Consider the following 22,963-nt stretch of genomic DNA (forward strand, 5'->3'; position numbering starts at 1 on the left):
CCAGCCCCGATCATGCCGCTTTGAGCATGAAATCGACATGGACGGCATCATAGGGGAAGACGATGCCATCGTCGGTGCGATCAATCACCCCAGCCTGGATCAGCGCCTGAACGTCGCCATGCACCGCTCTTCCTTCACGTAGCCGGCGGTTTCCTTGGCCTTTCCTTCGATGCTCATAGGCTACTCCTTGATCGGGGGACATCAGAAGAACGAGGTCCGCCACCACAGTTCCGAAGTGTCGGGAATTAACGCTATGATTAAAGTTATAGCGGGGGAGCTATTCGATCGATCGCCAGTTCAAATCGATGTTCTGACATAGCCCGGCTTGGTCGCGGGTTCGGGAGTGCGTCATGCGGATCGCCATCATCGCCCATCTGAAATATGCCATATCCGAGCCGTTCGCCGGCGGTCTCGAAATGCATACGCATATGTTGACGCGCGCGCTGCGTGACCGTGGGCACGTCGTGACGCTATTTGCTTCGGACGCCTCCGATCAGGCGCTCGGGGTGGAAGCGATCTGCGAGCAGACCTCGTTGCTCGAAACCGGTGTCGCCGAGGCAAATGACGTCGCCTTTTTCCGCGAGCATCACGCCTATCTGCGACTGATGACCGAGCTGCGCGGTCGCACGTTCGACGTCATTCACAACAACTCGCTCCATTATCTGCCGGTAAGCATGGCGGACACGCTGGCGACACGGATGATCACCACGTTGCACACGCCGCCCTTTTGCTGGCTGGAAAGCGGCATTCGACTCAACCGCGCCCGCATGCATTATGTCGCGGTGTCGGAGGCGACGGCGGGGATGTGGTCACATGTCGCCCGAATCGACGAGGTAATTCCCAACGGAATCGACCTTACCCACTTTCCCTACTGTCCGATTCTCGAGCGTGACTCCTATCTCGTCTGGTATGGGCGTATCGTTCCTGAAAAGGGCCTCGACCTCGCCATCGATGCCGCCCGACGCGCGGGACTGCCGCTGCGGATCGCCGGCCCCATCTCAAACCCCGGCTATTTTGAGAAGGCGATCGCGCCGCGCCTCGGCTCCGATGCTATTTATGTCGGCCATCTCGATCATGTCGCGCTGGCACGGCTGGTGGGCGGCGCGGCCGCCGCACTGTGCACGCCGCGTTGGGAGGAGCCCTATGGCCTGGTGGTTGCGGAGGCGCTCGCTTGCGGTACGCCAGTCGCGGCCTTCCGGCGAGGGGGCGTGCCGGCGCTACTCGATGAACACTGCGGCGCGCTTGCCGCGCCCGACGATGTCGCCGAACTTGCCGCTGCCATATGCGTCGCCGCGACGCTCGATCGCGCTGCTTGCCGGGCACGGGCTGAACGGCACTGTGATGCTCAGCGGATGGTTGATGCCTATGAGACTCTCTACCGGCGGCTCGCGAGGGAATGGACTTTGCCTGATCCGTTCGTTCAAGATCCGGCCGCCGTGGCGAGCGTCGCGTGACGCGGATGTTCTGCGTTTGCGTACCGGCGCGTAACGAAGCGGGGCGGATCGCGACGCTGATTGAGGCGCTGGGCATGCAACACGGCGTGGGACCTGTCCGGCTGGCGCTGCTCATCAACAATAGTGACGATGGCACCGTGGAGATGGCTCGGTCGGCAGCTGAACGTGCCGACGGCCGCGTCCTGCTGCACGTGCGGGAAACGATGTTCCCGCCCGCTAAGGCGCATGCGGGCTCGGCGCGCCGCGCCGCTATGGAGCTCGGCATGGAATGGCCCGGTGCCGATGATAAGCTGCTCATCTCGACGGATGCCGACTGCCGGCCGCCGCCCGGCTGGATCGCCGCCAATCTTGCCGCCGCGCCTGCTGGTTACGTCATCGGGGGGGCGATCCAGTTCGACGAGCGCGAGCCCGTCGCGACGGAGATAGGCGCGATCCGCGCCGCGCTTGCTGCCTATTGGCAGGCGGTTCGTACGATCGAGGACGCAATCGATCCGCTGCCATGGGACCCGCCGCCCCGCCATGGCGATCACACCGGCGCCAGCCTGGCGCTCGATGTCGCGCTTTACCGGCGTGCGGGCGGCGTCCCGCAACTAGCGACCGGCGAGGACCGCGCGCTCGTTGCCGCCGCGATCGGCGCGGGCGGCCGCCTCGTCCACCCGCCATCGGTCTGGACCCGAACCTCTGCGCGCACGCTCGGCCGGGCGGCGGGCGGCATGGCAGAAGACATACGCCATTGGGAGAGCCTTGCCGTCTCGGGAGAAACGTTGACCGTTCCCGACCTTCGTCACTGGCGCGATCGGGCGCACTGGCGACGCGGCTGGCGCATAGCGCATGGCGATGATGCGGTACCCGCTGCCGAGGCCGCACTCGCGCCCCTGCCGCACGATATGCCGCTGCAGTGGAAGCGCGCCGCATGACCGGACCGATCGGCTATTATGTCCATCACCATGGCGACGGCCACCGCCAGCGCGCGCTCGCGATCGCCGAGTCGGTGGGCGCGGGCATCACCCTGCTTGGCACGGGGCTTGCCGGTCGCACCGGCGCCGTTTCGGCAATCGATTTGCCCGACGATCGCGTCGCGGACGTTTTCTCCGGCGCGGACCGGTGCGGCGATAGCTGCGGCGAGCGTCCGCCTGCGCTTCATTATGCGCCGTTCGATCATGACGGAGTTCGTCGGCGTACCGCCGAGATTACGCATTGGATCGCCGAGGCGCGGCCCGGGCTGATGGTGGTCGACGTATCGGTTGAGGTGGCGATGCTGGCGAGGCTCGCTTCCGTGCCGACGGTCTATGTGCGTCTGAGCGGCGTGCGCGACGATCGCCCGCATGTCGACGCATTCGCCAGCGCCTGCGCTCTGCTGGCGCCATTCCATGCCGCGCTGGAGGATCCAGCGACGCCGCCCGAGGTGGTGGCCCGAACCTTCTACGCCCCGGGGATCATACGCGCCGCACCTGTCGCAGAGGTGGACGAACGGTGTATTCTGGTTGTGCTGGGCAGCGGCGGGGGCGATGGCGACGGCGCGCGCTGGGCGGAAGCGGCGCGCGCGGTTCCCGACCACCGCTGGGAAGTTCTTGGGGCTTGCAACGTGCCTTCCGATATGCCGGGCAACCTGCGCATGCACGGGTGGATCGACGATGCCGACGGCGCGATCGCGCGCGCCGGCCTCGTGATCGGTGCGGCAGGCGACGGGCTCGTGAGCGCTGTCCTCGCCCGCCGCAAGCCCTTCCTGTGCCTGCCGGAGGCGCGGCCCTTTGACGAGCAGCGATCGAAGGCGCGGCGGCTCGCGGCGCTCGAGGCGGCGGTGGTCATCTGGACCTGGCCCCCGGCTTCCGACTGGCCCCTGCTTATTGCGCGCGCGTTTGAACAGCGGCGGGGCGGCTGGCCGCCCGCGCTCGACACGGCTGAAGGCGCTGCCCGCGTCGCTGCTTGGCTGACGACGCTGCTGCCACAGGCCGCAAGCGCGCAGCGAGCCAGATCATGAACATCAATCTCGAATCCCAGGCGCAATCGCCCGGCTCGGTCGAAGGCCAACTCGCCGAACTGGGTGCGCGCTACGACGCGGCGCCACGTTTTCCGGTCGCGGGTCTGCGCGTCCTGCGCGAAGCCGGTTTGCATCGACGATTTGCTCCGGTCGCCGCTGGCGGAGAGGCGTTCAGCAATGACGAAGCGTTTAGCGCCGCGATGGCCCGGACGCTGCGCGAGGTTGGCCGCGGAGACCTGAGCGTGGGGCGGCTCTATGAGGGTCATGTTAACGCGCTCGCCCTTTTCGACTGGTATGCATCGCCTCAACAACTCGTCTGGCTGGACGATGCGCTCGATCGCGGCGCGTGGTTCGGCGTGTGGGCGACCGAGGCGCCGCCGGGCGTGCGCATCGAGCCGGGCGAGCTGCCGGTGCTGCGCGGTGCCAAGGTCTTTGCCAGCGGCGCGGGCGGCCTTGATTTTGCGCTGGTGACTGCTGCCGTGCCTGAAGGGGGCCGTTGCCTCGTTCTCGTTCCTGCCAACGACGAAGCGCGCGCCGACCTCACCGGCTGGCGCGTGCGGGGCATGCGGGCGAGCGTCAGCGGCCGGTACGATGTCGAGGGTCTGGAGCTGGAGCCCTCCATGCTGGTCGGCGAACCCGGCGATTACGACCGTGAGCCGCGCTTTACCGGCGGCGCCTGGCGCTTCTGCGCGGTACAGCTTGGCGGGATCGAGGCGCTGCTCGCCGAAACGCGCAAGGCCATGCGCGACGCCGCCCGCGCCGACCCGGTGCAGCGTGCGCGCTTCGTCGAAGCGGTCGTCGCGATGCGCAGCGCCGGCTTTTGGGTGGCCGAGGCGGCGCGGCGATTCGCCAGGGAAGAGGGCGACGCGGTGGCGATCGCCCGACTGACACGCGGCGTCGTCGAACAGGCCGGGCTCACCGCGATGGACGCGGCCGCGCGGCTGCTCGGCACGCGCAGCGCGTTCGACGGCGAGCGCGCGGACAAGATCATCCGCGACCTTTCGCTATATCTGCGGCAGGCGGGTCCCGATCACGCCCGCGATGAAGCGGCCAAGATCCTGCTCGAGCGCGATCCCTGGGCCACCGGCGACCGGCTGTGGTGATGGCGGCCGCGCTTCAGGCCAGTCGCTGGCGCCACGCGCGCTGGTTCGTTGTGGTGCCACATCCCGATGACGAGACGCTTGGCGCGGGAGCATTGATCGCGCATTCCGCAAGCAAAGGCCTGCTAGCCGGGATCGCCTTTCTGACCGACGGGACGGGATCGCATCCAGTCGGAACCCCGAGACTTGCGGTCATCCGGCGCGGCGAGGCCCGCGCCGCGCTGCGGCGGCTGGGGGCGGCGCACGCCCAAGTCGACTGGTTGAACTGGCGCGATGCCCATCCGCATGCGCCTGGCAGTGCGGCGTTTGAATCGGAGGCGCGGCATCTCGCGCAACAATTGCGCCGCCGCCGCGTCGAGGCGATCGCCGTAAGCGATGCAAGCGACAGTCATTGCGACCATGTCGCGGCGTTCGCACTGGCCGCGCAAGCCGTTCGCCGCGCCCGGCGGCACATCGCCTTGTTCAGCTATCATGTCTGGAGCCCGCCCCACCCCCGCCGGCGCTATTTACGCACGCCGCCGATGGCGTCGGGGCGCCGACGGCAAGCGCTTTGCGCGCATCGCAGCCAGCTTACGCCACGGCTGGGCGACGGATTTCGGCTGCCGCGCGATCGGCTGGCGATGCCGCCGCACGATCTGCTCGGCCTGTACGAGATGCGGCGATGAGCGAAAAGAGCCTCGACGCGGACTATTTCGACAGGATTTTCGCGTCCGACGACGATCCCTGGGATCTCGCGTCGAGCGACTATGAACGCGCCAAGTTCGATCGCACGATCGCCGCGCTGGGCGATCGCCAATATCGCAGCGCCATCGAAGTCGGCTGTGCGCACGGCGTTCTTACCCAGCGCCTGTTTTCGCTGTGCGAAACGCTGATCGCGCTGGACATTAGCGCCGAGGCGCTCGACCAGGCGCGCGAGCGTCTGGGGAGCCCGCGGGGCCTCACGTTCCAGCGGATGGCGTTTCCGCGCGAAGCGCCGGGCGCTAACGGCTTCGAACTCGCGCTGCTGTCCGAAGTCGCCTATTATTGGAGCGTCGCCGACCTGGGCCGAGCGGCGCAATGGCTTTCCGCGCATGTCGAGCCGGGCGGGCATATCCTCCTTGTCCATTACATCGGTGAGACCGACTATCCCCAGAGCGGCGACGCGGCGGTTCTCCACCTGAAGAATGCGTTGCGCGATGTAGTCGCGGAAGAGAAGAGCGAGCGCCACGTGCGCTACCGGCTCGACCTGTGGCGGCGGCGCTGAGCATGCTGTCGGTACTTACCATCGTACGAAATCGAGAGGCGCATCTCGCCCAGCTTGTGGAGGGCCTGCGCCGCAGTGCACGCAAGGCCGACGAATTGGTCGTGGTCGATATGAGCGACACGCCGATCGGCGCGCCCGCGGCCGGGTTTCCGATCCGAATTGAGCGGTTGGAGACGGATGGGCTGCCACTCGCCGCCGCCCGCAATCGCGCGGCGGCCATGGCATGCGGGGATCAACTGCTGTTCCTAGACGTCGATTGCATCGCCATGCGCGAATGCCTTGGGCGGCTTTCAGAGACGCTCGACCGGCACGATGCGCTGCTCTGCGCCGATGTCCGCTATCTCGGGCCGGACGACGGGCGGGGAAGCTGGGAAGAGTCCGCGCTGCTGGCCGCGGGGGCGGCACATCCTGTGCGCTGCTTTCCGGTAACCGGCGTGCGCGAGGAGCCGCAGGCGGGGCTGTTCTGGTCGCTGGCCTTCGCGATCCGCCGTGCGCGGTTCGAGGCGCTGGGTGGGTTCGACGAAGCGTTTACCGGCTATGGCGGCGAGGATACCGATTTCGGCTATCGCGCCCGGGACATGGGGCTGCCGCTGCTGTTTGTCGGCGGCGCGATCGCCTGCCATCAATATCATGCCAGCCATGATCCCCCGATCCAACATCTCGACGATATCGTCGCCAACGCGCGCCGCTTTCATGCGCGTTGGCATGATTGGCCGATGCGCGGATGGCTCGACCAGTTCACAGAAATGGGGGTGGTCGAATGGCACGAGGGAGCGCCGGTGGTGCGGCGGCAGCCGACGGCGGCGGAACGCACCGCCACCCTTTCGACTTGGCCTGCGAGCCCGATGCGCATCAAGGATCCCTTAGCAGCGACCTAACGGGCAGCCCGGCCAAGCAGCTTGGCGCGTGCGGCGCGGGGACACCAGATCAGCGGTCGGCAACTTGGCGCGCCGCGGCGTCTGCCGCCGCAATCAGGCGTTCTCCGGTCTGCCTCGCCGCCCCGATAGTCAGCGTGATGGCGATACCGTCGGGTCCATCAAGGATGACATGGCCCTCTTCGACGCTGGCGACGCCCGGACTGTCGAACGGCTCGGTGGTGGGCTTTTCGGACATGACAGGCATCCTTTCAACGGGGGGTATCGAGATAGAGATAGTCGGGGTCGAAATCCCCCCGCTTGGCGAGACCTTCGCTATCGGGGATCTCGACCGACGCGGATTTGAGGATGCAGAGGCCGGCTTCGCGCAGCTGGCGGATCGCGCGGTTGGTGTGGACCGTGGTCAACCCGCAGACCTCGGCGATGTCAGTCTGCGTGAGCCCGAGCGCAAATCGGCGCCCGTCACTCAGGCCCACTGCTTGCAGTCGCGCGTTGGTCTCGCTCAGGAAATGCGCGACGCGACCGACTGCGTCGAGCCGCCCCAAGCGGAACAGCCACGCCCGGTGCAGCGCGGCATCGAGCAACGTGGCGAACCAGAGCTTGCGCGCGAATTCCTCGCGCCCGGTAAGGACCTCTTGCAGGGCGTCATGGGGCATGATCGCGACGGTCGCCGCCGTCAGCGTGCCGATGCTGTGGTCCAAACGATGCATCGGATAGGCGTGAAGATCGACGAACTCGCCGGCGACATGAACCGCCACGAGCTGCCGCAGGCCCCTCTGGTCGTCGATGTAGCGCGACATCATCCCTTCGACGAGTAGGGTGCTGATTCCCACGACTTCGCCAGCACGCACGAGTGTGAGGCGCGGCTCGAGCGTTCGGACTTCGCTAATCGCTGATTCCAGAAGCGCGCGTTCCTCGGCCAACAACGCGACCCCGCGGCGATTGGCAAGAAAGCGGCCGGTGAACATGGACAATCAATCTCTCTCAAGCGGGGCGCCCCCTTAAACACATGAAGCCTGTGGCTGATCCCGAGAGATTAGCCGGAAGCGCTGGCGACGCAGGGGCGGGCTTGGTAAAGGGGTGATCACCCGTCCGGATCGCCCTTGGCCCGCGTCTCTTCGGGATAATCCTTGGGCCGGACCGTTCCGACTATGGGCAGTTTCTCTAGCGGCTCGGACGGCAGCCCGACAGTCGTCGGCTTCACATCCTTCTCCAGGGGCCCGCATCGCCGTGCGGTCCCGGTTCGCGCTTGTCCGGTGTCTCGCCCATCCTCGTCGCCTTTGCTTGCATATTCGGGGTGTGCATCGAGATCGACCATCGGCTCGCGATCCCAGAAATGCGGCGGTGCGAGCGTTTCGACGAAGCGCTTGGCGTCCGCCTTCGTCTCGAGCGCGAGGCAGCCGTCATTGAGATCATCGGCCAGGCCGGCCTTCTCCATCAGCGGCCTGGTCTCTTCGGACAGGCCGATGAAATGGCAATGGGCGAAGGTGCCGCTAACGAAGTCCTTTGCCGCGGCATTGGTGGCGATGAGTTTGGCTCTGTCTTCCGAAGCGATCACCGCGACCGCATCGTAGAGCATCGAAGGTCCGCCATCGATCTTTTGCTGCGCAGGCAGCAGCGTTTCATCCGAAAGCGTGGCACCGCCGATCTTGGGTGCTTGGGTGCGATGATCTCGCACATCGCGTCGGCGCTTTCCATGCCGCGACGAGCGCGTTCACCAGTCCCGCGTCGGCGCCATCGGTGACGAGCAGGCCCAGCTTGCGTACGGCAAAGCTTTGCGGCCCGTTCTTGATGATGCTGAGCGCGTCGGACGGAGCAAGGTCCCCGATCGTCGGCCGCGCGGTCTGCGCTGGTTCGGGCATACCTAGGCCCAGCCCCTCGGCCACGGTCGCCGTCAAGCCGCGGTCGATGTTGCGCGTGCGATATCATGCGCGACCGGATGTCGGGCCGTTCCACCTTGGAGAGTTCGAACCCCAGCGCGGCGCCGATATGCTTCTGCTTGATCGGGGTCTGGCTCACATAAAATTGGCGGGCCTGACTGTAATGGTCGGCAAAGCTTTCGGGCCGGATGCGCCGCTTGTCGCGGTCGGGCGCTTCCTGGAAGCTGCGGAAGCCGCGCTTAAGATTTTCGCTCGGGCCGCCTTGCACGCTCGGGCATATGCTCGGCTTTGGCTTCAGGCGGAACGCGTTGGATCCGATGAGCGCACGCTAGCGGGATATCGCGAACGCGCCAGAGGTCGCAGTGTCCTTAGATTTCGCGTGGCACGCTCGATCCGATCCGGTCGGAGGGCATGGCGGCGGCTGGCGCACGAACAGGCGCGCGCAATCCGCCGCGCCGGCCGTCCGGATTCGGGGCAGGAGGGCGGGATGCGTCCATCGTGCTCGGCCTATCCCGGGTCAAGCGCCGACAGGGGCACCTCTTTCAATGCTTGCGTAGGTTGTTGTCCATCAGTTGCGCGACCCGTGAAGCGATCCTCTTCCAAGTGTCCATGCCCCGAGAATCTCCCGCAAGCGCAAGAACTCCGATCCTTTCGGCAACGAACGCCGGTGCTCGGTCACCATGCTGCCGGACCACCATCGTGGCCGCCCCCCACAGTTCCCAATCTTCGAGCGGGCGACTCATTTCCCGCAGCGATGGTTGCGCCAGTATCGAACCCAGCGGAGCACGGTCTTCGACCGCACCATAGCGCAGGAAACATCGCCGCTGATCGGTGACGTACACCAGGCACCGGTGCGCGATCCGACGGCCGGACCGGTCGAAAGACACGTCATCGCAGGGCCCCGGACAAGGATATGCCCGTACCGGCTCGTGCCGCGCGGCGTCCCGATCAGTCGGACAAGCGTATCGCGCGCCGCTTCAGCGCTCGCGACAGGGCACGGTTGATTGGTTCTGCATGTCCCATCATGCTCTCGCGCCGCGATCCCGGCGAGCCTGAGCCTGGGTCCTTCTTTGCACCACACAGGCCCGTCGCCATCCCAGACACGGGTCGGTGTGCATTTGAACGTCTGCCCGGCAGGGACGATTTGAACAGCGATCATTGCGAAGGTGGAGAGAAGCATCCGCGCCCTATAGCCGAAATTTCAGATGCGCCCCAGCGATCGGATCAACATCTGAAATAGACGGGCAACATTCATTAGCGTAGCTGTAACCGCCCGCCCCACGGCTTTGCGGGGTGTGTTGATTTAGGCGAATATGGCTGACCACTCGTCAAAAAACCGGCTTCACGACCCCGCTATCAAAGCGGAAATCGTCGATCTGCAGCAGCAGATGAAAGACTGCCTCGCCAGAATGGACGAACTCGAACTACGAGCGGCAAGCGCGCATCTGGATTTAGCGATCCATCGTTTCGCGGAACATTATCTCCTGCAGGATGAATAACTGGAAGCCCGGATCAGCTGCACGTCGGTGTAGCAGAGCCCGGTCTTTACGAAGCGCCAACCATCTCGCAGACTGTTCCCATGGATGCGGAACCGCCTCTTCGCCCTGAGACGATTAAGGCCATTGAATCGCTGACCCCCCAGCAACGCGATTCGCTGCGTCTCGCGCGCAGTATGAGCGACAAGGAACAGGCGATTGTTTTAGGAATCTCGCCGTCGGGGGTCGGGCAACGTCTTGCCCGCGTGCGCCAGCGTCTTGGCGCCGGATCGACGCGGGAGGCCATCCGGCTGCTCGATAAATACGAAAATCAGGACTGTAGAAAAACCACATGTGGTCCGGAAACACTGGTCGATAGTCCAATAACCGGCACCTTTAAGCCATCGGAGCACGACACGAATGGTGCTGGCGACAGGCTCAGAGATAGCGTTATACCAGCGCGATTCCTTGCCCCGTCGCAGAGCCAGCTCGAAGCGCTCGCCGGCAAGGAGAAATCGCATGGCGATCTGACTATCCCGCAAAGGCTGCTTTGGATTTGTGTGGGCGCTATCGCCCTTGTCATAGCTGGGTTTCTGCTGCTTGCAGCCTTTGAATCGCTAAGTCGGACCCTCTCAGGGTCCTGATCCTGACATCATTGAAATCAAATGCGCGCCGAAACGCTCCGGCGCGTGGGGGAAAACTATGCTCAACAAACGTGTCGCTGCCGCCCGTGCAGTCCGAGAAACTTTCCTTCCGGCTGAACAGGCTCAAGATGAGGCTGCAATTACGGCAACCCGCAGTCTGTTGACCGCGCTGGAAGCGCGCCGGAGCGCGAACCTTCATATCGTCACCGGTTATGAAGCGATTGCGCATATGTCGAAGGCCGCGGCGCTTGCCGTCGAAGCGCGTGATGCAATGATCCGGGCTCACGAGCATCTGGCCAGCCTTCCAGGCCAGATCGGATTGCAACCTCGTATGTATGGCGAAACCAGCGACGAGTGCGTCAGGGAAACGTTTACCGGCGCATCACGGCCCCGTAGCCTCGAAGCGGTCGCCTGAAAACCATGACACCGCTTGACCCTCCGGGCGAGAACCTGCTTGGGTCGAGCGGTGTCACTCGCCCTGATTTTTGCGACGATCCAATCGATCGCCACCGGTTATGCTCTGTGGAAGGGCGGCATGCCGGAGAGAATTGTAGGCGTCGTGCAGTTGAGCGCGTGGTTCGCATCCCGCAACCTCGATGTCCCCTTCGTCCATCGGTACTACTCGGTATCATCCGCGATCTTTTTGATCGACACCCTAATGCTGATGATCTGTCTGGTCGTGGCCTTGGCGGCAAACAGGCGATGGACGCTGATGCTGGTCAGCCTTCAGGTGGTGATGGTGCTGATGCACATCACCCGGCTGGTAGATGCATCCGCGATCCGGCTGGCATACCAGGTGATGATCAATGTCTGGAGCTATCCACAGATCGCATTGTTGATGGTGGGTACGGCGCTTCATCAGAGGCGCTGCAAGCGCAACGGGTCCGATCCCGACTGGTCGAACTATTCGCACCGATTGATGCGAGCGCTGCGTGTTCCTGGGCAGACAGGCTAACCTCAGAATTTAGGTCGTTCGGCGCCGTCTTGGCCGCACCGCGGGAATTACACGTGGAACTACTCGCAGATGCGCGTCCAGTTGCCGCGATCGAGGGAGCACGCGCCTTCATGCAGGCTGCGCTGCGCGAGCAGGTGTTGAACGGCAAATCCATTGGCCATGCGGATGAACTGATCGATTATCTACGATCGGATATGGCGCATTTGCCGATGGAGCGCTGCCGCGTGCTGCTGCTCGACAAAAAATTGAGACTTATTCGTGATGTGAAGCTGACGGATGGCACGATCGACGAAGCGCCATTTTTCCCGCGCGAGGTCTTTCGTGTGGCGCTGCTCGCCAATGCGTCGGCGATAATCCTCGTGCACAATCACCCTTCAGGGGATCCACAGCCGAGTAGAGCGGACGTTGATGCAACAGCCACGATCGTCTGGATCGCAAAGCGTATCGGTATGGACTTCATTGATCATTTGATCATCAGCAGGGGAGGGTGTTCGAGTTTCAGAGCGCTTGGGCTGCTATAGAAACCACGGCACGACCACGGCCGCGATCATCGCCAAGCCCAGCATCACCGCCTCGCCAATGATAGTGCGCCGCGATCCGAATATGCCTTCCCGGTAATCCCTCATCGCACGTATCTCCTCGAACCGCTGCCCTCACCGCGCACAGCAATTAGCGATATAGTCCGTTCTCGATCAATCACTGTCCGAAGCACTGGACTCCCAGCGGTGTCTCGAAGAGCATTTCGGGGGCTCAAGAGGAGGGTGTGATGAAACTACTGGTGCCAGCATTCGCCGTGGTCGCTTTGATGACCGCGCCGGCGGCCGCTCGCGACAGCGACGCGCAGATCAGGCAAAAGATCATCAAACAGTCGATCGCCAATTATTCGGGCGCTTGCCCATGCCCGTATAACACCGCGCGTAATGGCAGCCGGTGTGGCAAGCGGAGTGCCTATAGTCGGCCAGGCGGAGCTTCGCCGAAATGTTTCGCCTCCGACGTTTCGGCAAGCGAGGTGGCCGCCTATCGTTCGGGAAGATGAAGAAATAAAGTTCAATAACGGAGATGGTATATGACTAAACGCAATTTTGCGCTCGCTGTCAGCGGGCTGTTGCTCGCAGGTAGTGTATTTTCTGTCCCCAAGCCAGCAATGGCTAAGCCTACCGACTGCCAATATGAGATAATCGTTCGTTGTTCGGGCCACACTTACTATGGCAGGCCACGCCTCGATTTACAGTACGGCAGCTATCAAGAATGCTTCGACAATGAATACCCTGTGCGTTGCGATTACGAGGTGCCGGTGAACTTCAGCGCGAAAGCGATCTTCGGTATGCCAGCCTTCCCAGAACCCCTTCGGATTTGAGACAGGAAGACCGCGGGGCTCGCGGTCTTAGAGACCGTTTGAGAATGGGTTGATGATGCGGCTTGGGCGTGATTCAAGCTTGGGATGTGGACCCTAGCGAGCCGAAGCCGAATGGCTGGATTTGAAAAGCGATCGAAGCGCTACCCGACCGATCTGACGGACGAAGAATGGCTCTTCATTCAGCCGTTCCTGCCGCCGGTGGCCAAGCGCGGACGCAAGCCAGCGACTGACCTGCGTGATGTCCTCGATGCACTTCGCTATCTTGCACGGACAGGCGGCGGATGGCGGATGTTGCCGAACGACTTCCCGCCCTGGCAGACGGTATATTGGTGGTTCCGCCGCTTCGTGCGCCGGCTATTGTTCCGCACGATTCACGATGTCACCCTGATGTTGGACCGTGAACGCGAAGGGCGTGAGCAGAGCCCGACGGCGGCCGTCGTGGATAGCCAGTCGATCAAGGCGCCAGCGGCAGAAAAGCGAGGCTTTGATGCAGGCAAGAAGGTCCTAGGTCGTAAACGGCACATTGCTGTCGATACCGATGGTCGATTGCTCATGGTCAATCTGACCACTGCCGACATCTCCGACAGCGCTGGCGCTCAAACGATCGTCGCAGCCGTTCGCAAGCGATGGCCCTGGCTCAAACATTTGTTCGCCGACGGCGCCTACGATCGCACCCGACTGATGGACGCCGCAGCCTATCAGGACTTCGTTCTAGAGATCATCCGCCGCTCCGACAAAGAGGACGGCTTCAAGGTGCTGCCGAGGCGCTGGGTCGTCGAGCGCACCTTCGGTTGGATGACCCGATGGAAACGGCTCGTCCGCGATTACGAGCAGCGGATCGACGTCTCGGAGGCCATGATCCATGTCGCCTTCGGCAGTCTCATGCTCCGAAGAATTGTCCACCCATGAGCATTCTCAAACGGACTCTTAGCTTTTTCTATATAGCCGTCGTGCGCTCGCTTGCCGAGGAATGAGACACGGTTAAAATAAGCGGGGCCGCGCGGTTCGCCGGCCAAGCGCAGGCGGTTCGAGTTGCTTGAAAACGTGCCTATGTCGAAGCGCGCTAATCTATCGCCTACGAGATAGTTGCCGAGTAGCTGGTCGCGGTGACGGCCTTGGTGAGCCGGCCTATCCAGTCGGTTGAACGCATTTGTCTTGAACGCCTCGATGTGCTGCGGAGCAAGGCGGGGTTGTGACAGCTCGCTCGAGCCTTTGATGGGCACGGGTTCAGCGGCGCACACTAGCGGGCCCCTTCGGAGCCACCAAAGGTGCCCCCCCCGTGGAGCGCTCGCTCCGACGGAGCGCGGGGCGGCGGCTGTCGCCCAGCTCCCGCGCGCATGCCACCCCCCTCCGGCCGCCTCACGCGAGAGTGCGTTCCCTGACCGCGCTGCGCGCAGGGTCTCTTCCCTGGCTGATCCGCTCTACTCCGTTTCGGACCCTGTTTCGCTTGCGCTGCTTGCAGTTCGGCGAACGCGCGATAGTTTAAAGCCGCGCCGCGATAATGGCGGCGTAGAGGCGTGAGAACCTCTCTTGGGCAAGATCACCGGTTGTTTATGGCGGCCGGGTGGCCGACGCGCATGTACAGGCTGTGCGCGGCTAAAGGCGTCGGCGCGTGTTTTCCCAAGCACGTTCTCATCACCCGGCTTTTTCGAAGGCCGTGCCTCGCTAGCGGAGGCCGGTCGATGGATGGAATTGCAGGTTTCGATGGTCTGGAGGGGCGGCTTTGCCGCCCGGGCCCGATTTGTCGGTGAGCCCGGCTGAGCCCGAGCGCGATGCCTCCTCGGCATGCGAGGCCGATGGCGAGGAGGCTCGGCAGCGGCCGGATGCGGCGGCGCTTTATGCTGCCGAGGCGCCGCGCTTGTGGCGTTTCTTCCGGCGACGCATTCCTTGCCCCGACGAGGCCGATGATCTTGTCCAAGAAACCTTCACCCGTGCATTGAGACAGGGTGCGCGGAGCAGCCTGCGCAATCCCGGCGGCTATCTGACGCGGATCGCCCAGAATCTCCTGCGAGACCGCGCCAAGATTGCACGGCGGCGCTCGGCCGACCTGCATGTTCCTGCCGACGGCGAAATTCCTGCCGCAGCCGACCCGCTCCATTTGCTCGAGGTGCGCGACATGCTTGACCGGCTCGAGGCCGTCATGCTGGAACTTCCGAAGACTACGCGGGAAATATTCATGGCCCACCGTCTCGAAGGACTGACCTATGCCGAGATCGCCCGGCGCACCGGACTGACAATCAAGCAGGTCGAAAAGGCGATCGCCCGCGCCATGGTCGAACTCGACCGCGCACTGGGCTCGCGCTGATGGCATCGCCGGACTTCTCTCCCGACGATGCCGTGCGCGCCGAAGCGGCTGACTGGTTTGCGCGTATGCGTGGGCCCGACGCCGAACGCCATCGCACCGCGTTCGATGCATGGTACCGCGCCGACGGTGCCCATGCCGCCGCCTATGACCGGATGGAGTTACGCTGGAATCAGAGCGGGCTCGTCGGTCACACGCCGTCGGGCCAGACGCGCGCCGGACTGCCCGAAGCCCCGCTGCGTGCCTTTCCCTCGCGCGCGCTGGCGCTTGCCGCGTCGATCCTCGCCATATTGGTGCTCGGGGCGCTGCTGCTTTCGGCGCGTAATGCCCGCCCGGGCAAGTCGCAAAGCGTGCAGATCGCGCATGCCGAGACTTTGGAATCGCCCCGCGGCAGCATCCGCCGCGTGACGCTCGCCGACGGTTCGACCGTTACTCTCGACAGCGATAGCCGGATCGTCGTTGCCTTTATCCCCGGCGCACGACGGCTGCGCCTGGTGGCGGGGCGCGCGCGGTTCGATGTCGCGCATGATGCTGACCGCCCGTTCATCGTCTCTGCAGGCGGCGGCGAGGTTGTCGCGACCGGCACCTTATTCGACGTTTCGCTGATCAGCGGGCGCCCGCGCGTGCGGCTCATTGAAGGCTCAGTTGAGGTCCGCCGCCCGGGACCCGGTGACGCGGCCGATGCGGCGCTGCCGCCCGCAATCCGGCTTGCGCCCGGGCAAATGGCTGCGGTCGATGCGCCCGCGCCGCTTGCGCGCGCGCCTGCGGCGGGCGAACGCTGGGTATCGGGCACGCTCAGCTTCGAGGACGCGCCGCTCGACGCCGTGCTCGCCCAAGCCAATCGCTATACCGAAAGACAGGTCCGACTCGGTGACCCCTCGCTCGGCGCGCTGCGGTTTACCGGCGGGTTCCGCGCGGGCCATTCCGACAAACTCGCCAGGGCGCTCGCTGTCGGTTTCGGGTTGCGGATCGATCGCGCCGCGAACGGCGACCCGGTACTCGTCCGTCCCTGATATCCCTATCGCTCGAAATTAATTTCGCGTCTTCCGGGGGGGAAGTCGCGTCGCTGTCGTCAGCCACCTCAAGCGATCCGCACAATGCGGGCGCGGGGGAGACAGCAGCATGGGTCGTACCGGATATTATTGGGTTCAGATGGGGGGCTCGGCGCTTGCCCTGTGCGCGGCGATGCCCGCTTGCGCGCAAGATACCGAGCGACAGCAATATGAAATGCCCGAGCAGGAGTTCGCGCAGTCGGTTCGCGCTGTGGTCGATCAATCGGGCGCGACGATCATAGCCCCCACCGATCTGCTCGCCGGGCTGCGCGCGCCCGCGCTTCGCGGTGAATTCACCCCCGAGCAGGCACTCGTCCGGCTGGTCGCCGGTACGCCCCTACGGGTCGCCCACGTTGGAGACGCACTCGTTCTCCGGCGTGCCTTGAACGACCGCGCGCAAGCCGCGGCGGCACAGGGGGGCGGTGACAGCGAAATCCTCGTCACCGGCACCCGTATTCGCGGGCGTGCACCCGCTGGTGCCGCAGTCACCACGATCAACCGCACCGACATCGAGCGGAGCGGCTATGCGACGACGCAGCAGATCCTGCAGGCGCTGCCGCAGAATTTTGGAGGCGGTCCGAACGAGACCACGGCCGCGACGGCGCGCAACGGCGCCGATGCCAATACAAGCTATGGATCGGGCATCAATCTGCGCGGCCTCGGCCCCTCCTCGACGCTCGTCCTGCTCGACGGCGAACGTCCTCCCATGGCGGGGATCGCAGGTATCTTCACCGATCTCTCGATGATTCCCCTGAGCGCGATCGAGCGCATTGAAGTTCTGCCCGACGGCGCTTCGGCACTCTATGGCTCCGACGCGGTCGCAGGCGTGGTCAATATCATCCCGCGCACCGGCTTTCGGGGCCTCACCGCAAATGTTCGCTACGGTCTTGGCGACGGCGTGGACGAATGGCAGGCGAGCGCGCTTGCAGGCGCGCGCTGGGCCACTGGCCATGCAATGATCGCCTATGAATATTACCACCGCAGCCGCCTTGCCGCCGCCGATCGCGGTTATGTCAGCGAGGACCTGCGTCGCTACGGCCTTAGCGACTATCGTACAGCCGCCGGGGTTCCCGGCACCATCACTGCCGGCGGGCAGCGCTTCGGCATCCCCACCGGGCAGGACGGGACGGCACTTGAGCCAGGCGCCTTGATCCCAGGTCAGGTCAACGTTTCCGATCGCTATGCCGGTTCGGACATCCTGCCACGCCAGGCGCGCCATGCAGTCTTTGCGAACTTTGCGCAGGACATCGGCGCGAATGTCGAACTGCATGGTCAGGCGCTGTTCGGCGATCGGCGCTACGATGTGCGTCGTCCGACTTCGCGCAATGCGCTGACGCTCACCGTCCCGGTCACCAACCCCTTTTATGTCGACCCGCTGGGCATCAACCAGCCGGTGCAGGTCGCCTATAATTTTCTGAACGATATCGGCCCGGAGAGCGGACGGGGATACAGCCAGGCCCTCGGCGCTTCACTCAGCGCCGATGTGCAACTTCGCTCGTGGACAGTCACTCTCGGCGCCACCTACGGCCAGCAGCGGGACGGCCTTACCGTCTACAACCTCGTCAACACCGCACGCGCGGCAGTTGCGCTCGCCGACACCGATCCCGCGAGCGCGCTCAATCTCTTCGGTGATGGCAGCGCCAACAACCCGGCTACGATCGATTTCATCCGGGGAACGCTGACCAGCGGCGGACGCTATCGGCTCTGGTCGTTTCAGCTGCGCGGCGAAGGCCCGCTGGTCGCCTTGCCAGCGGGCGATGTCCGGCTGGCCCTCGGCGTCGAGCATCGCCGCGAGCGCTACTCCAGCGATCCGGCGGGGCTCGATATCACCACCCTCACGCCGAGTGTGTCGACCAGTTCGGCTTTTACCGGATCGCGCGAGGTGACCGCAGCCTATGCCGAGCTCGCAGTGCCGCTGTCGGACTTTGACTGCGGCGGGCTCGCAATCGGGCGGCTCGATGTCTCGGCAGCGCTGCGCGGCGAACGCTATGCAGGGATCGGCGACACGTTCAACCCCAAATTCGGTCTATCCTGGCAGCCCGTCGACGCACTGAGACTGCGAGGGAGCTGGGGCACTTCCTTCCGTGCGCCGAGCTTCCTCGACCTTCGCCAGGATGCGGGGTCCATAAGCTATTTCGCCTATCCGCTGCCTGACCCGGCTGCGGCGGGCGGGGTGACAAACGCGCTGATCCTGCGAGGCAACGACCCGGATCTCGGCCCCGAGCGGGCTACGAGCTGGACCGCGGGGTTCGACGTTCGCCCCGATACAAGCCGAGGCTTTTCGGCAGCGCTGACCTATTTCAACATCGTCTATCGCGACCGGATCGTGAATCCCTCCTCGGCGCTGTTCAGCTTCTTCACCAACCGCGATGTCTACGCGCCGATCATCGACGACAGTCCCGACCCGGCGGCGGTCGCCGGCTATTATGCCAGCCCCTATTTCTTGCCGCTGACGCCGATACCGGCAAGTGCCATCACTGCGGTGGTCGATGCGCGAACCCAAAATCTCGCGTCGCAACGCCTGTCGGGTCTTGATTTCGATGTCGCGTACCGACTTCCTTTTTCCGAAGGCGCAGCGGAATTTGGCATCAGTGGAAGCTATCTGATCGATTTCCGGCAGAAACTGACGGCCGACGCGCCGTCGATCACGCTGGCTGATACGATCGGCAATCCGCCCGATCTCCGCTTGCGCGGCCGCGCGTCGGTGTCGAGCGGGGGCGTCGGCGCAGCAGTCTTCGCCAATTATCTCGACGGCTACACCAATAACTCGAGCGGGGCCGGCACGCCGGTCGACAGCTGGCTCACCATCGACCTGCAACTGCGTTATGAAACCGAAAGCAACTTTGTTGTCCCAGGCGTCTCACTCGTACTGAGCGTCACCAATCTGTTCGACCGCGACCCGCCGCGCACCGCCTATCTGCTCGGCACGACGACGGTCGGCTATGATGTCGAGAATGCAAGTCCGCTCGGACGGATCGTCGCGCTGCAGCTGAGCAAGCAATGGTGAGGCATTGCAGAAACCTGCTGCTTGCGGCGCTGCTGCTTCTGATCGCGTCGCCTGCTGCTGCGCAGGATTGCCGCGTGCGGCTGCTTCCTCCCCGGGGCGTGGCTGACGCACCGAAACGTCCAGTCACCGCATCGGATCTCATTGAGCTGCGCGACTTCGGCATTGCGATCGATGTGCCCGGAGGCGAGCCGCCTTTTTCTCTTTCGCCCGGCGGTAGCCGCTTGGCGATGCTGCTGCGCCGCGCGGATATCGAGCGTAACAGCTATTGCATCGGATTGCTCGTGATCGATCTCGCGACCGGCGACCGGCAGCTACTCGATGTCGGCGGCGAGCCCACGCTCATTGTCGCCGACATGCATGGACTGGCCGACCAGGGCACCGGTGCCTTCGATGCAATGCAGCCTCTCTGGTCGCCCGATGGCCAATGGATCGCCTATCAACGCCGTATCGCTGGGGTTACGCAACTCTGGCGCGTGCGCAGCGATGGCGGCGCATCCGAGCAAGTCACCCGTGGGATACGCGATGTCCGTCGTTTCGTCTGGGCAGGCGATAGCCAGCGTCTGGTCTACGCCATCCGCGAAGCGCCCGAGGCGGATCCCGACAGCGGCGGCGGCTATCTTTATGACGATAGCTTCTGGCCCCTATCCGCAAGCGTGCCCCAGCCCCCGGCAACACTGGGGTTCGAGTTTCGCACGGTCGAAGCCGATAACGGGACCGATCGCGCCGCTACCAGCGAGGAAAATCGGCTGCTCTTGCCCTCCGGTGATCCGCGCTTACCTCCGGGTGCGATGCTTCATGCGGAGAGCGAGACGGGTGCGCTTGCCTGGACCGGCCGGCCGGAGGGGCAATATCTTGGCCCGAAACCGCTGCATGCGCGCATCGGCTCGGTGCAGTTCGATTGCAGCGACGCGGCGTGCAGCGACCGGGTCATCGGGCTTTGGGCCGGGGACGGGGGCGGCTTTCTGTTCCTGCGCGACTGGGGGACGCAGCGTCGCGGCGAAATCGAGTTTTTCCGCTGGCAACCGGGCAAAGCACCGGTTTCGCTGTACCGGACGACCAACCCGCTCAATGGCTGCCTGCGGCAAGGTTCGAGCTTCCTGTGCGGACTCGAATCCGCCGCCCAGCCGCGTCGCCTTGTCCGGATCACGCCGGAGACCGGCCAGTCGCAGGTGATATTCGATCCCAATCCCGAATTTGGAGCGCTGCAGTTCGGCGCCGTAACGCGGCTTACCGCGCAAGCGGAGGATGGCGCACCCGCCTTTGCCGATCTGGTGCTGCCGCCGGAGCATCAGGCCGGCGAGCGCCATCCTCTGGTGATCGTTCAATATAATACGCGCGGCTTCCTGCGTGGGGGGACCGGTGACGAATATCCCGTGCATCTGCTGGCGGCACGCGGCTACGCCGTACTGAGTTTCCAGCGACCAACCCCGCCTGCTTATGGCAGCGCGGCGGCCAGCCATACCGACTATCAGCGGACCAATCTTCTCGATTGGGCCGATCGGCGACGGGTATTTTCAGCGCTCGAAGCGCTGGTCGATACAGCGATCGTCACAGGTGCGATCGACGAGAGCCGTATTGCCATAACCGGGTTGAGCGACGGTATCGCCACCATCCAATGGGCGTTGCTGCACAGCGACCGCTACCGAACCGCGATCCTCAGTACCTGCTGCGAGGATCCCTCGACCGTTGCCTTCGCGGCCGGTCCAGCCTTTGCGGTAGAAGCGCGCGCATGGGGCTACCCCTCCCCGGGGGCAGTCGACGCGCCTTTCTGGCGAGAATATTCGCTCGCGCGAAATGCCGATCGCGTCGCCGCGCCGATCCTCATCCAGGCGGCCGACCGCGAATATCGGCTTGCGCTGGAGACGGTGGCCATGCTGCGCCACGCCGAGAAGCCGGTCGAACTCTATGTGTTTCCGGATGAATATCACATTAAATGGCAACCACGTCATCGCTATGTGATCTACCAGCGGGTGCTCGACTGGCTCGATTTCTGGCTGCGCGATCGCGAAGATCCCGATCCGGCGAAGCAAGCGCAATATGCACGGTGGCGCGCGATGCGCGCGGGACCGGCGTCAGCCGAGGCGCGCAATCCATGAGGCGAGCCAAACCTCGATCGAGACGAGCCGCAGCAGCCGATTGGCGAGCAGATTGGAGACCTCTGCCGAACCGCTGAGCAGGCGTTCGACTTCCGGGCGATCGAGCAGGTCTCGCCGTGCGAGCGCGCCGTCGAGCAGCATTTCGCGTATCGCCGCGCGGTTGCGCAGGAACACCGCATAGGCAAATCCGTCAAAGCCACCTTTGGAGCGACGCGCGAGGATATCCGAGGGCAGCAGATCGGCGAAGGCTGCACGCGCCACGGCGCGATTACGGCCCTCGCGGCACCACAACCAGCTCGGGATGGCGAGGCAGGTTTCGACGACCGGCTGCGCGAGCAACGGGGCTAAGGTGACACCGGCTTCGGCCCGGCGTGCCGCCTCATATTGTCCCTGCATGAGAACCAGCAGCCTAGCATAGGCCTGTACGCCCGGCAGTGTGCCGGGTGGCGCCGGAAGCCAGGGGTGTAAGGGCATCGGTTCGATCCGGCGCACGTCGGGCGCAAGCAGCGAAATGTCGTGCGGCCAGGGCCGCGGCGCGTGGCGCAGCAGACGGCGAACAGACAATCGCAGCGCCTCGGCGCGCGATACCCCGCTCATCCAGGCGAGATCGTGTACCGTCGCGAGAAAACCGCCTACGCCCTGGCAACGAAGGCGGTCGAGTGCCGGAAGAACATTCTGGAAGTACCAGAAGACATTGTCGCCACCGCCGCCCGACACGAAGGCGTCGCACCTCATCTCGCGGGCGGCAAGCAGGCTTGCTTCGTCGACGGCCTGCGCAAAGGCTCGGGCGCTGGGACGTGGCAGCGCGAACGCATCGCTTCGTCGGATGTCGACGTCCTCGACGTCGAGCGCGACCGGTTGCCAGGCAAACCCGCAGCGGTCCGCCACGGACTTCGCATAGGGGCGCTCGTCGAGATCGCTGTCGCCGCCCCGCACGGTAACGCAGCGCGCGTCGGCCCCAGCGAGCCTGAGTGCTGCCGTGACGATCGAAGAATCGACGCCGCCCGAGATTTCGCTGAGCGGCCGGAGGCAGTCGCTAGTAAGCGCCCGGACCGTCCGTACCACGACTTCGCGAACCTTTTGCGCGGCATCGCCAGGGGCCTGCGAAGAGCGCCAGTCGCCGACGAAGCGATAGGGCGACCAGAGCTTGGCGACACGCGTTTCGCGTTCCGAGATTCGCAATGCCGTGCCGGCGAGCAACTCGGAGAAACCCGCAAGCGCCGTCCGTGCCGTCCGCCGGCCGATATGCTGAAGTTCGGAGCGTATCTCAGCCCAGTCGATCGCAACCGGAAGTGCTGCGGCCGATCGCGCGCGTTCCGCGTCCGAGGCAAGAACCAGCCCTCCGGCAGTCGAGGCATAGTAGCAGGGAATTGCCCCCGATGGGTCGCGAACGACGAGCAGGTGATCCTTGCCAACGAGCAGTGCGATATAGCTGCCCCAGAAGGTCTCGACGAGATCGCGTCCGCCCGACGCGATCCAGTCCCTTGCCGCGTCCGGGCTGATCGTGCGCACCGGGTTGCCGCTACGATCGAACAGCCGACC

25 protein-coding genes and 1 pseudogene are annotated in these 22,963 nt (G+C 64.5%); 18 read left to right on the forward strand and 8 right to left on the reverse strand.

The features are described 5' to 3' along the window. Nucleotides 1-350 precede the first annotated feature (350 nt). The 7 genes from KY084_RS15220 to KY084_RS15250 are packed head-to-tail and all read left to right on the forward strand — an operon-like array spanning nucleotide 351 to nucleotide 6,656. Nucleotides 351-1,454 carry a glycosyltransferase gene (locus tag KY084_RS15220; protein WP_219239334.1) on the forward strand — a complete coding sequence of 368 codons (1,104 nt, stop codon included), beginning with the start codon at nucleotides 351-353 and terminating at the stop codon, nucleotides 1,452-1,454. A 5-nt stretch (nucleotides 1,455-1,459) separates the two neighbouring features. Further along, the gene (locus KY084_RS15225) at nucleotides 1,460-2,371 is read left to right on the forward strand and encodes a glycosyltransferase family 2 protein (protein ID WP_219239369.1); all 912 of its coding nucleotides are present in this window, start codon (nucleotides 1,460-1,462) and stop codon (nucleotides 2,369-2,371) included. Further along, nucleotides 2,368-3,435, forward strand: a complete 1,068-nt coding sequence (locus KY084_RS15230) for a glycosyltransferase (RefSeq protein ID WP_219239335.1) — start codon at nucleotides 2,368-2,370, stop codon at nucleotides 3,433-3,435. Before KY084_RS15225 ends, KY084_RS15230 begins: the two co-directional genes overlap by 4 nt. Further along, entirely contained in the window at nucleotides 3,432-4,538 is a 1,107-nt protein-coding gene (locus tag KY084_RS15235; protein WP_219239336.1) for an acyl-CoA dehydrogenase family protein, read from the forward strand. Before KY084_RS15230 ends, KY084_RS15235 begins: the two co-directional genes overlap by 4 nt. After that, complete coding sequence (locus KY084_RS15240) at nucleotides 4,538-5,200, forward strand: PIG-L deacetylase family protein (RefSeq protein ID WP_219239337.1); 663 nt, start codon at nucleotides 4,538-4,540, stop codon at nucleotides 5,198-5,200. The genes KY084_RS15235 and KY084_RS15240 overlap by 1 nt, the downstream gene beginning before the upstream one ends. Further along, nucleotides 5,197-5,778, forward strand: a complete 582-nt coding sequence (locus tag KY084_RS15245) for a class I SAM-dependent DNA methyltransferase (protein ID WP_219239338.1) — start codon at nucleotides 5,197-5,199, stop codon at nucleotides 5,776-5,778. The genes KY084_RS15240 and KY084_RS15245 overlap by 4 nt, the downstream gene beginning before the upstream one ends. A gap of 2 nt (nucleotides 5,779-5,780) precedes the next feature. Next, nucleotides 5,781-6,656 (forward strand): glycosyltransferase family 2 protein, encoded by an 876-nt coding sequence (locus KY084_RS15250; protein WP_219239339.1) that lies wholly within the window; start codon nucleotides 5,781-5,783, stop codon nucleotides 6,654-6,656. A gap of 49 nt (nucleotides 6,657-6,705) precedes the next feature. On the opposite strand, the gene KY084_RS15255 is transcribed toward KY084_RS15250, so the two are convergent. The 7 genes and pseudogenes from KY084_RS15255 to KY084_RS16490 form a co-directional block, all read right to left on the reverse strand. Further along, a complete protein-coding gene (locus KY084_RS15255) occupies nucleotides 6,706-6,891 on the reverse strand; it encodes a hypothetical protein (protein WP_219239340.1) in 186 nt (61 codons plus the stop codon). A gap of 13 nt (nucleotides 6,892-6,904) precedes the next feature. Next, a complete protein-coding gene (locus KY084_RS15260; RefSeq protein ID WP_219239370.1) occupies nucleotides 6,905-7,621 on the reverse strand; it encodes a Crp/Fnr family transcriptional regulator in 717 nt (238 codons plus the stop codon). A 116-nt stretch (nucleotides 7,622-7,737) separates the two neighbouring features. Continuing rightward, nucleotides 7,738-8,232: a type 1 glutamine amidotransferase family protein gene (locus KY084_RS16470; protein WP_246587238.1), complete on the reverse strand. Its 495-nt coding sequence runs from the start codon at nucleotides 8,230-8,232 to the stop codon at nucleotides 7,738-7,740. A gap of 43 nt (nucleotides 8,233-8,275) precedes the next feature. Continuing rightward, complete coding sequence (locus KY084_RS16475) at nucleotides 8,276-8,551, reverse strand: hypothetical protein (protein WP_246587239.1); 276 nt, start codon at nucleotides 8,549-8,551, stop codon at nucleotides 8,276-8,278. 76 nt (nucleotides 8,552-8,627) lie between these two features. Beyond that, a pseudogene (locus KY084_RS16480) lies at nucleotides 8,628-8,801 on the reverse strand (catalase-related domain-containing protein); the annotation flags it as partial. A 274-nt stretch (nucleotides 8,802-9,075) separates the two neighbouring features. Further along, on the reverse strand, nucleotides 9,076-9,276 hold the full coding sequence (locus tag KY084_RS16835; protein WP_246587241.1) for a DUF6961 family protein: 201 nt from the start codon (nucleotides 9,274-9,276) through the stop codon (nucleotides 9,076-9,078). Continuing rightward, entirely contained in the window at nucleotides 9,273-9,713 is a 441-nt protein-coding gene (locus tag KY084_RS16490) for a thermonuclease family protein (protein WP_246587243.1), read from the reverse strand. The genes KY084_RS16835 and KY084_RS16490 overlap by 4 nt, the downstream gene beginning before the upstream one ends. 133 nt (nucleotides 9,714-9,846) lie before the next feature. Between KY084_RS16490 and KY084_RS15270 the strand changes: the two genes are divergently transcribed. The 11 genes from KY084_RS15270 (at nucleotide 9,847) to KY084_RS15320 (ending at nucleotide 21,421) form a co-directional block, all read left to right on the forward strand. Then, nucleotides 9,847-10,032 carry a hypothetical protein gene (locus KY084_RS15270; RefSeq protein ID WP_219239341.1) on the forward strand — a complete coding sequence of 62 codons (186 nt, stop codon included), beginning with the start codon at nucleotides 9,847-9,849 and terminating at the stop codon, nucleotides 10,030-10,032. An 80-nt stretch (nucleotides 10,033-10,112) separates the two neighbouring features. After that, nucleotides 10,113-10,652: a helix-turn-helix transcriptional regulator gene (locus tag KY084_RS15275; RefSeq protein WP_343228039.1), complete on the forward strand. Its 540-nt coding sequence runs from the start codon at nucleotides 10,113-10,115 to the stop codon at nucleotides 10,650-10,652. A 58-nt stretch (nucleotides 10,653-10,710) separates the two neighbouring features. After that, complete coding sequence (locus KY084_RS15280; RefSeq protein WP_219239343.1) at nucleotides 10,711-11,067, forward strand: hypothetical protein; 357 nt, start codon at nucleotides 10,711-10,713, stop codon at nucleotides 11,065-11,067. A gap of 51 nt (nucleotides 11,068-11,118) precedes the next feature. Continuing rightward, nucleotides 11,119-11,607: a hypothetical protein gene (locus tag KY084_RS15285; protein ID WP_219239344.1), complete on the forward strand. Its 489-nt coding sequence runs from the start codon at nucleotides 11,119-11,121 to the stop codon at nucleotides 11,605-11,607. 53 nt (nucleotides 11,608-11,660) lie between these two features. After that, nucleotides 11,661-12,128: a JAB domain-containing protein gene (locus KY084_RS15290; RefSeq protein ID WP_219239345.1), complete on the forward strand. Its 468-nt coding sequence runs from the start codon at nucleotides 11,661-11,663 to the stop codon at nucleotides 12,126-12,128. A 545-nt stretch (nucleotides 12,129-12,673) separates the two neighbouring features. After that, complete coding sequence (locus KY084_RS15295; protein WP_219239346.1) at nucleotides 12,674-12,964, forward strand: hypothetical protein; 291 nt, start codon at nucleotides 12,674-12,676, stop codon at nucleotides 12,962-12,964. An 84-nt stretch (nucleotides 12,965-13,048) separates the two neighbouring features. Continuing rightward, nucleotides 13,049-13,873 carry an IS5 family transposase gene (locus KY084_RS15300; RefSeq protein WP_219239347.1) on the forward strand — a complete coding sequence of 275 codons (825 nt, stop codon included), beginning with the start codon at nucleotides 13,049-13,051 and terminating at the stop codon, nucleotides 13,871-13,873. 814 nt (nucleotides 13,874-14,687) lie between these two features. After that, the gene (locus KY084_RS15305) at nucleotides 14,688-15,269 is read left to right on the forward strand and encodes an RNA polymerase sigma factor (RefSeq protein WP_219239348.1); all 582 of its coding nucleotides are present in this window, start codon (nucleotides 14,688-14,690) and stop codon (nucleotides 15,267-15,269) included. Further along, nucleotides 15,269-16,279 carry a FecR family protein gene (locus KY084_RS15310; RefSeq protein ID WP_219239349.1) on the forward strand — a complete coding sequence of 337 codons (1,011 nt, stop codon included), beginning with the start codon at nucleotides 15,269-15,271 and terminating at the stop codon, nucleotides 16,277-16,279. The genes KY084_RS15305 and KY084_RS15310 overlap by 1 nt, the downstream gene beginning before the upstream one ends. Nucleotides 16,280-16,388: 109 nt before the next feature. Beyond that, entirely contained in the window at nucleotides 16,389-19,325 is a 2,937-nt protein-coding gene (locus tag KY084_RS15315; protein WP_219239350.1) for a TonB-dependent receptor, read from the forward strand. Beyond that, complete coding sequence (locus tag KY084_RS15320) at nucleotides 19,319-21,421, forward strand: Atxe2 family lasso peptide isopeptidase (protein WP_219239351.1); 2,103 nt, start codon at nucleotides 19,319-19,321, stop codon at nucleotides 21,419-21,421. Before KY084_RS15315 ends, KY084_RS15320 begins: the two co-directional genes overlap by 7 nt. Here the strand turns inward: KY084_RS15320 and KY084_RS15325 are convergent. Continuing rightward, entirely contained in the window at nucleotides 21,398-22,933 is a 1,536-nt protein-coding gene (locus KY084_RS15325; protein WP_219239352.1) for an asparagine synthase-related protein, read from the reverse strand. The genes KY084_RS15320 and KY084_RS15325 overlap by 24 nt on opposite strands. Nucleotides 22,934-22,963 lie beyond the last annotated feature (30 nt).

It is taken from the genome of Stakelama flava, from assembly GCF_019351405.1.
In the GTDB taxonomy this organism is placed as follows: domain Bacteria; phylum Pseudomonadota; class Alphaproteobacteria; order Sphingomonadales; family Sphingomonadaceae; genus Sphingomonas; species Sphingomonas flava_A.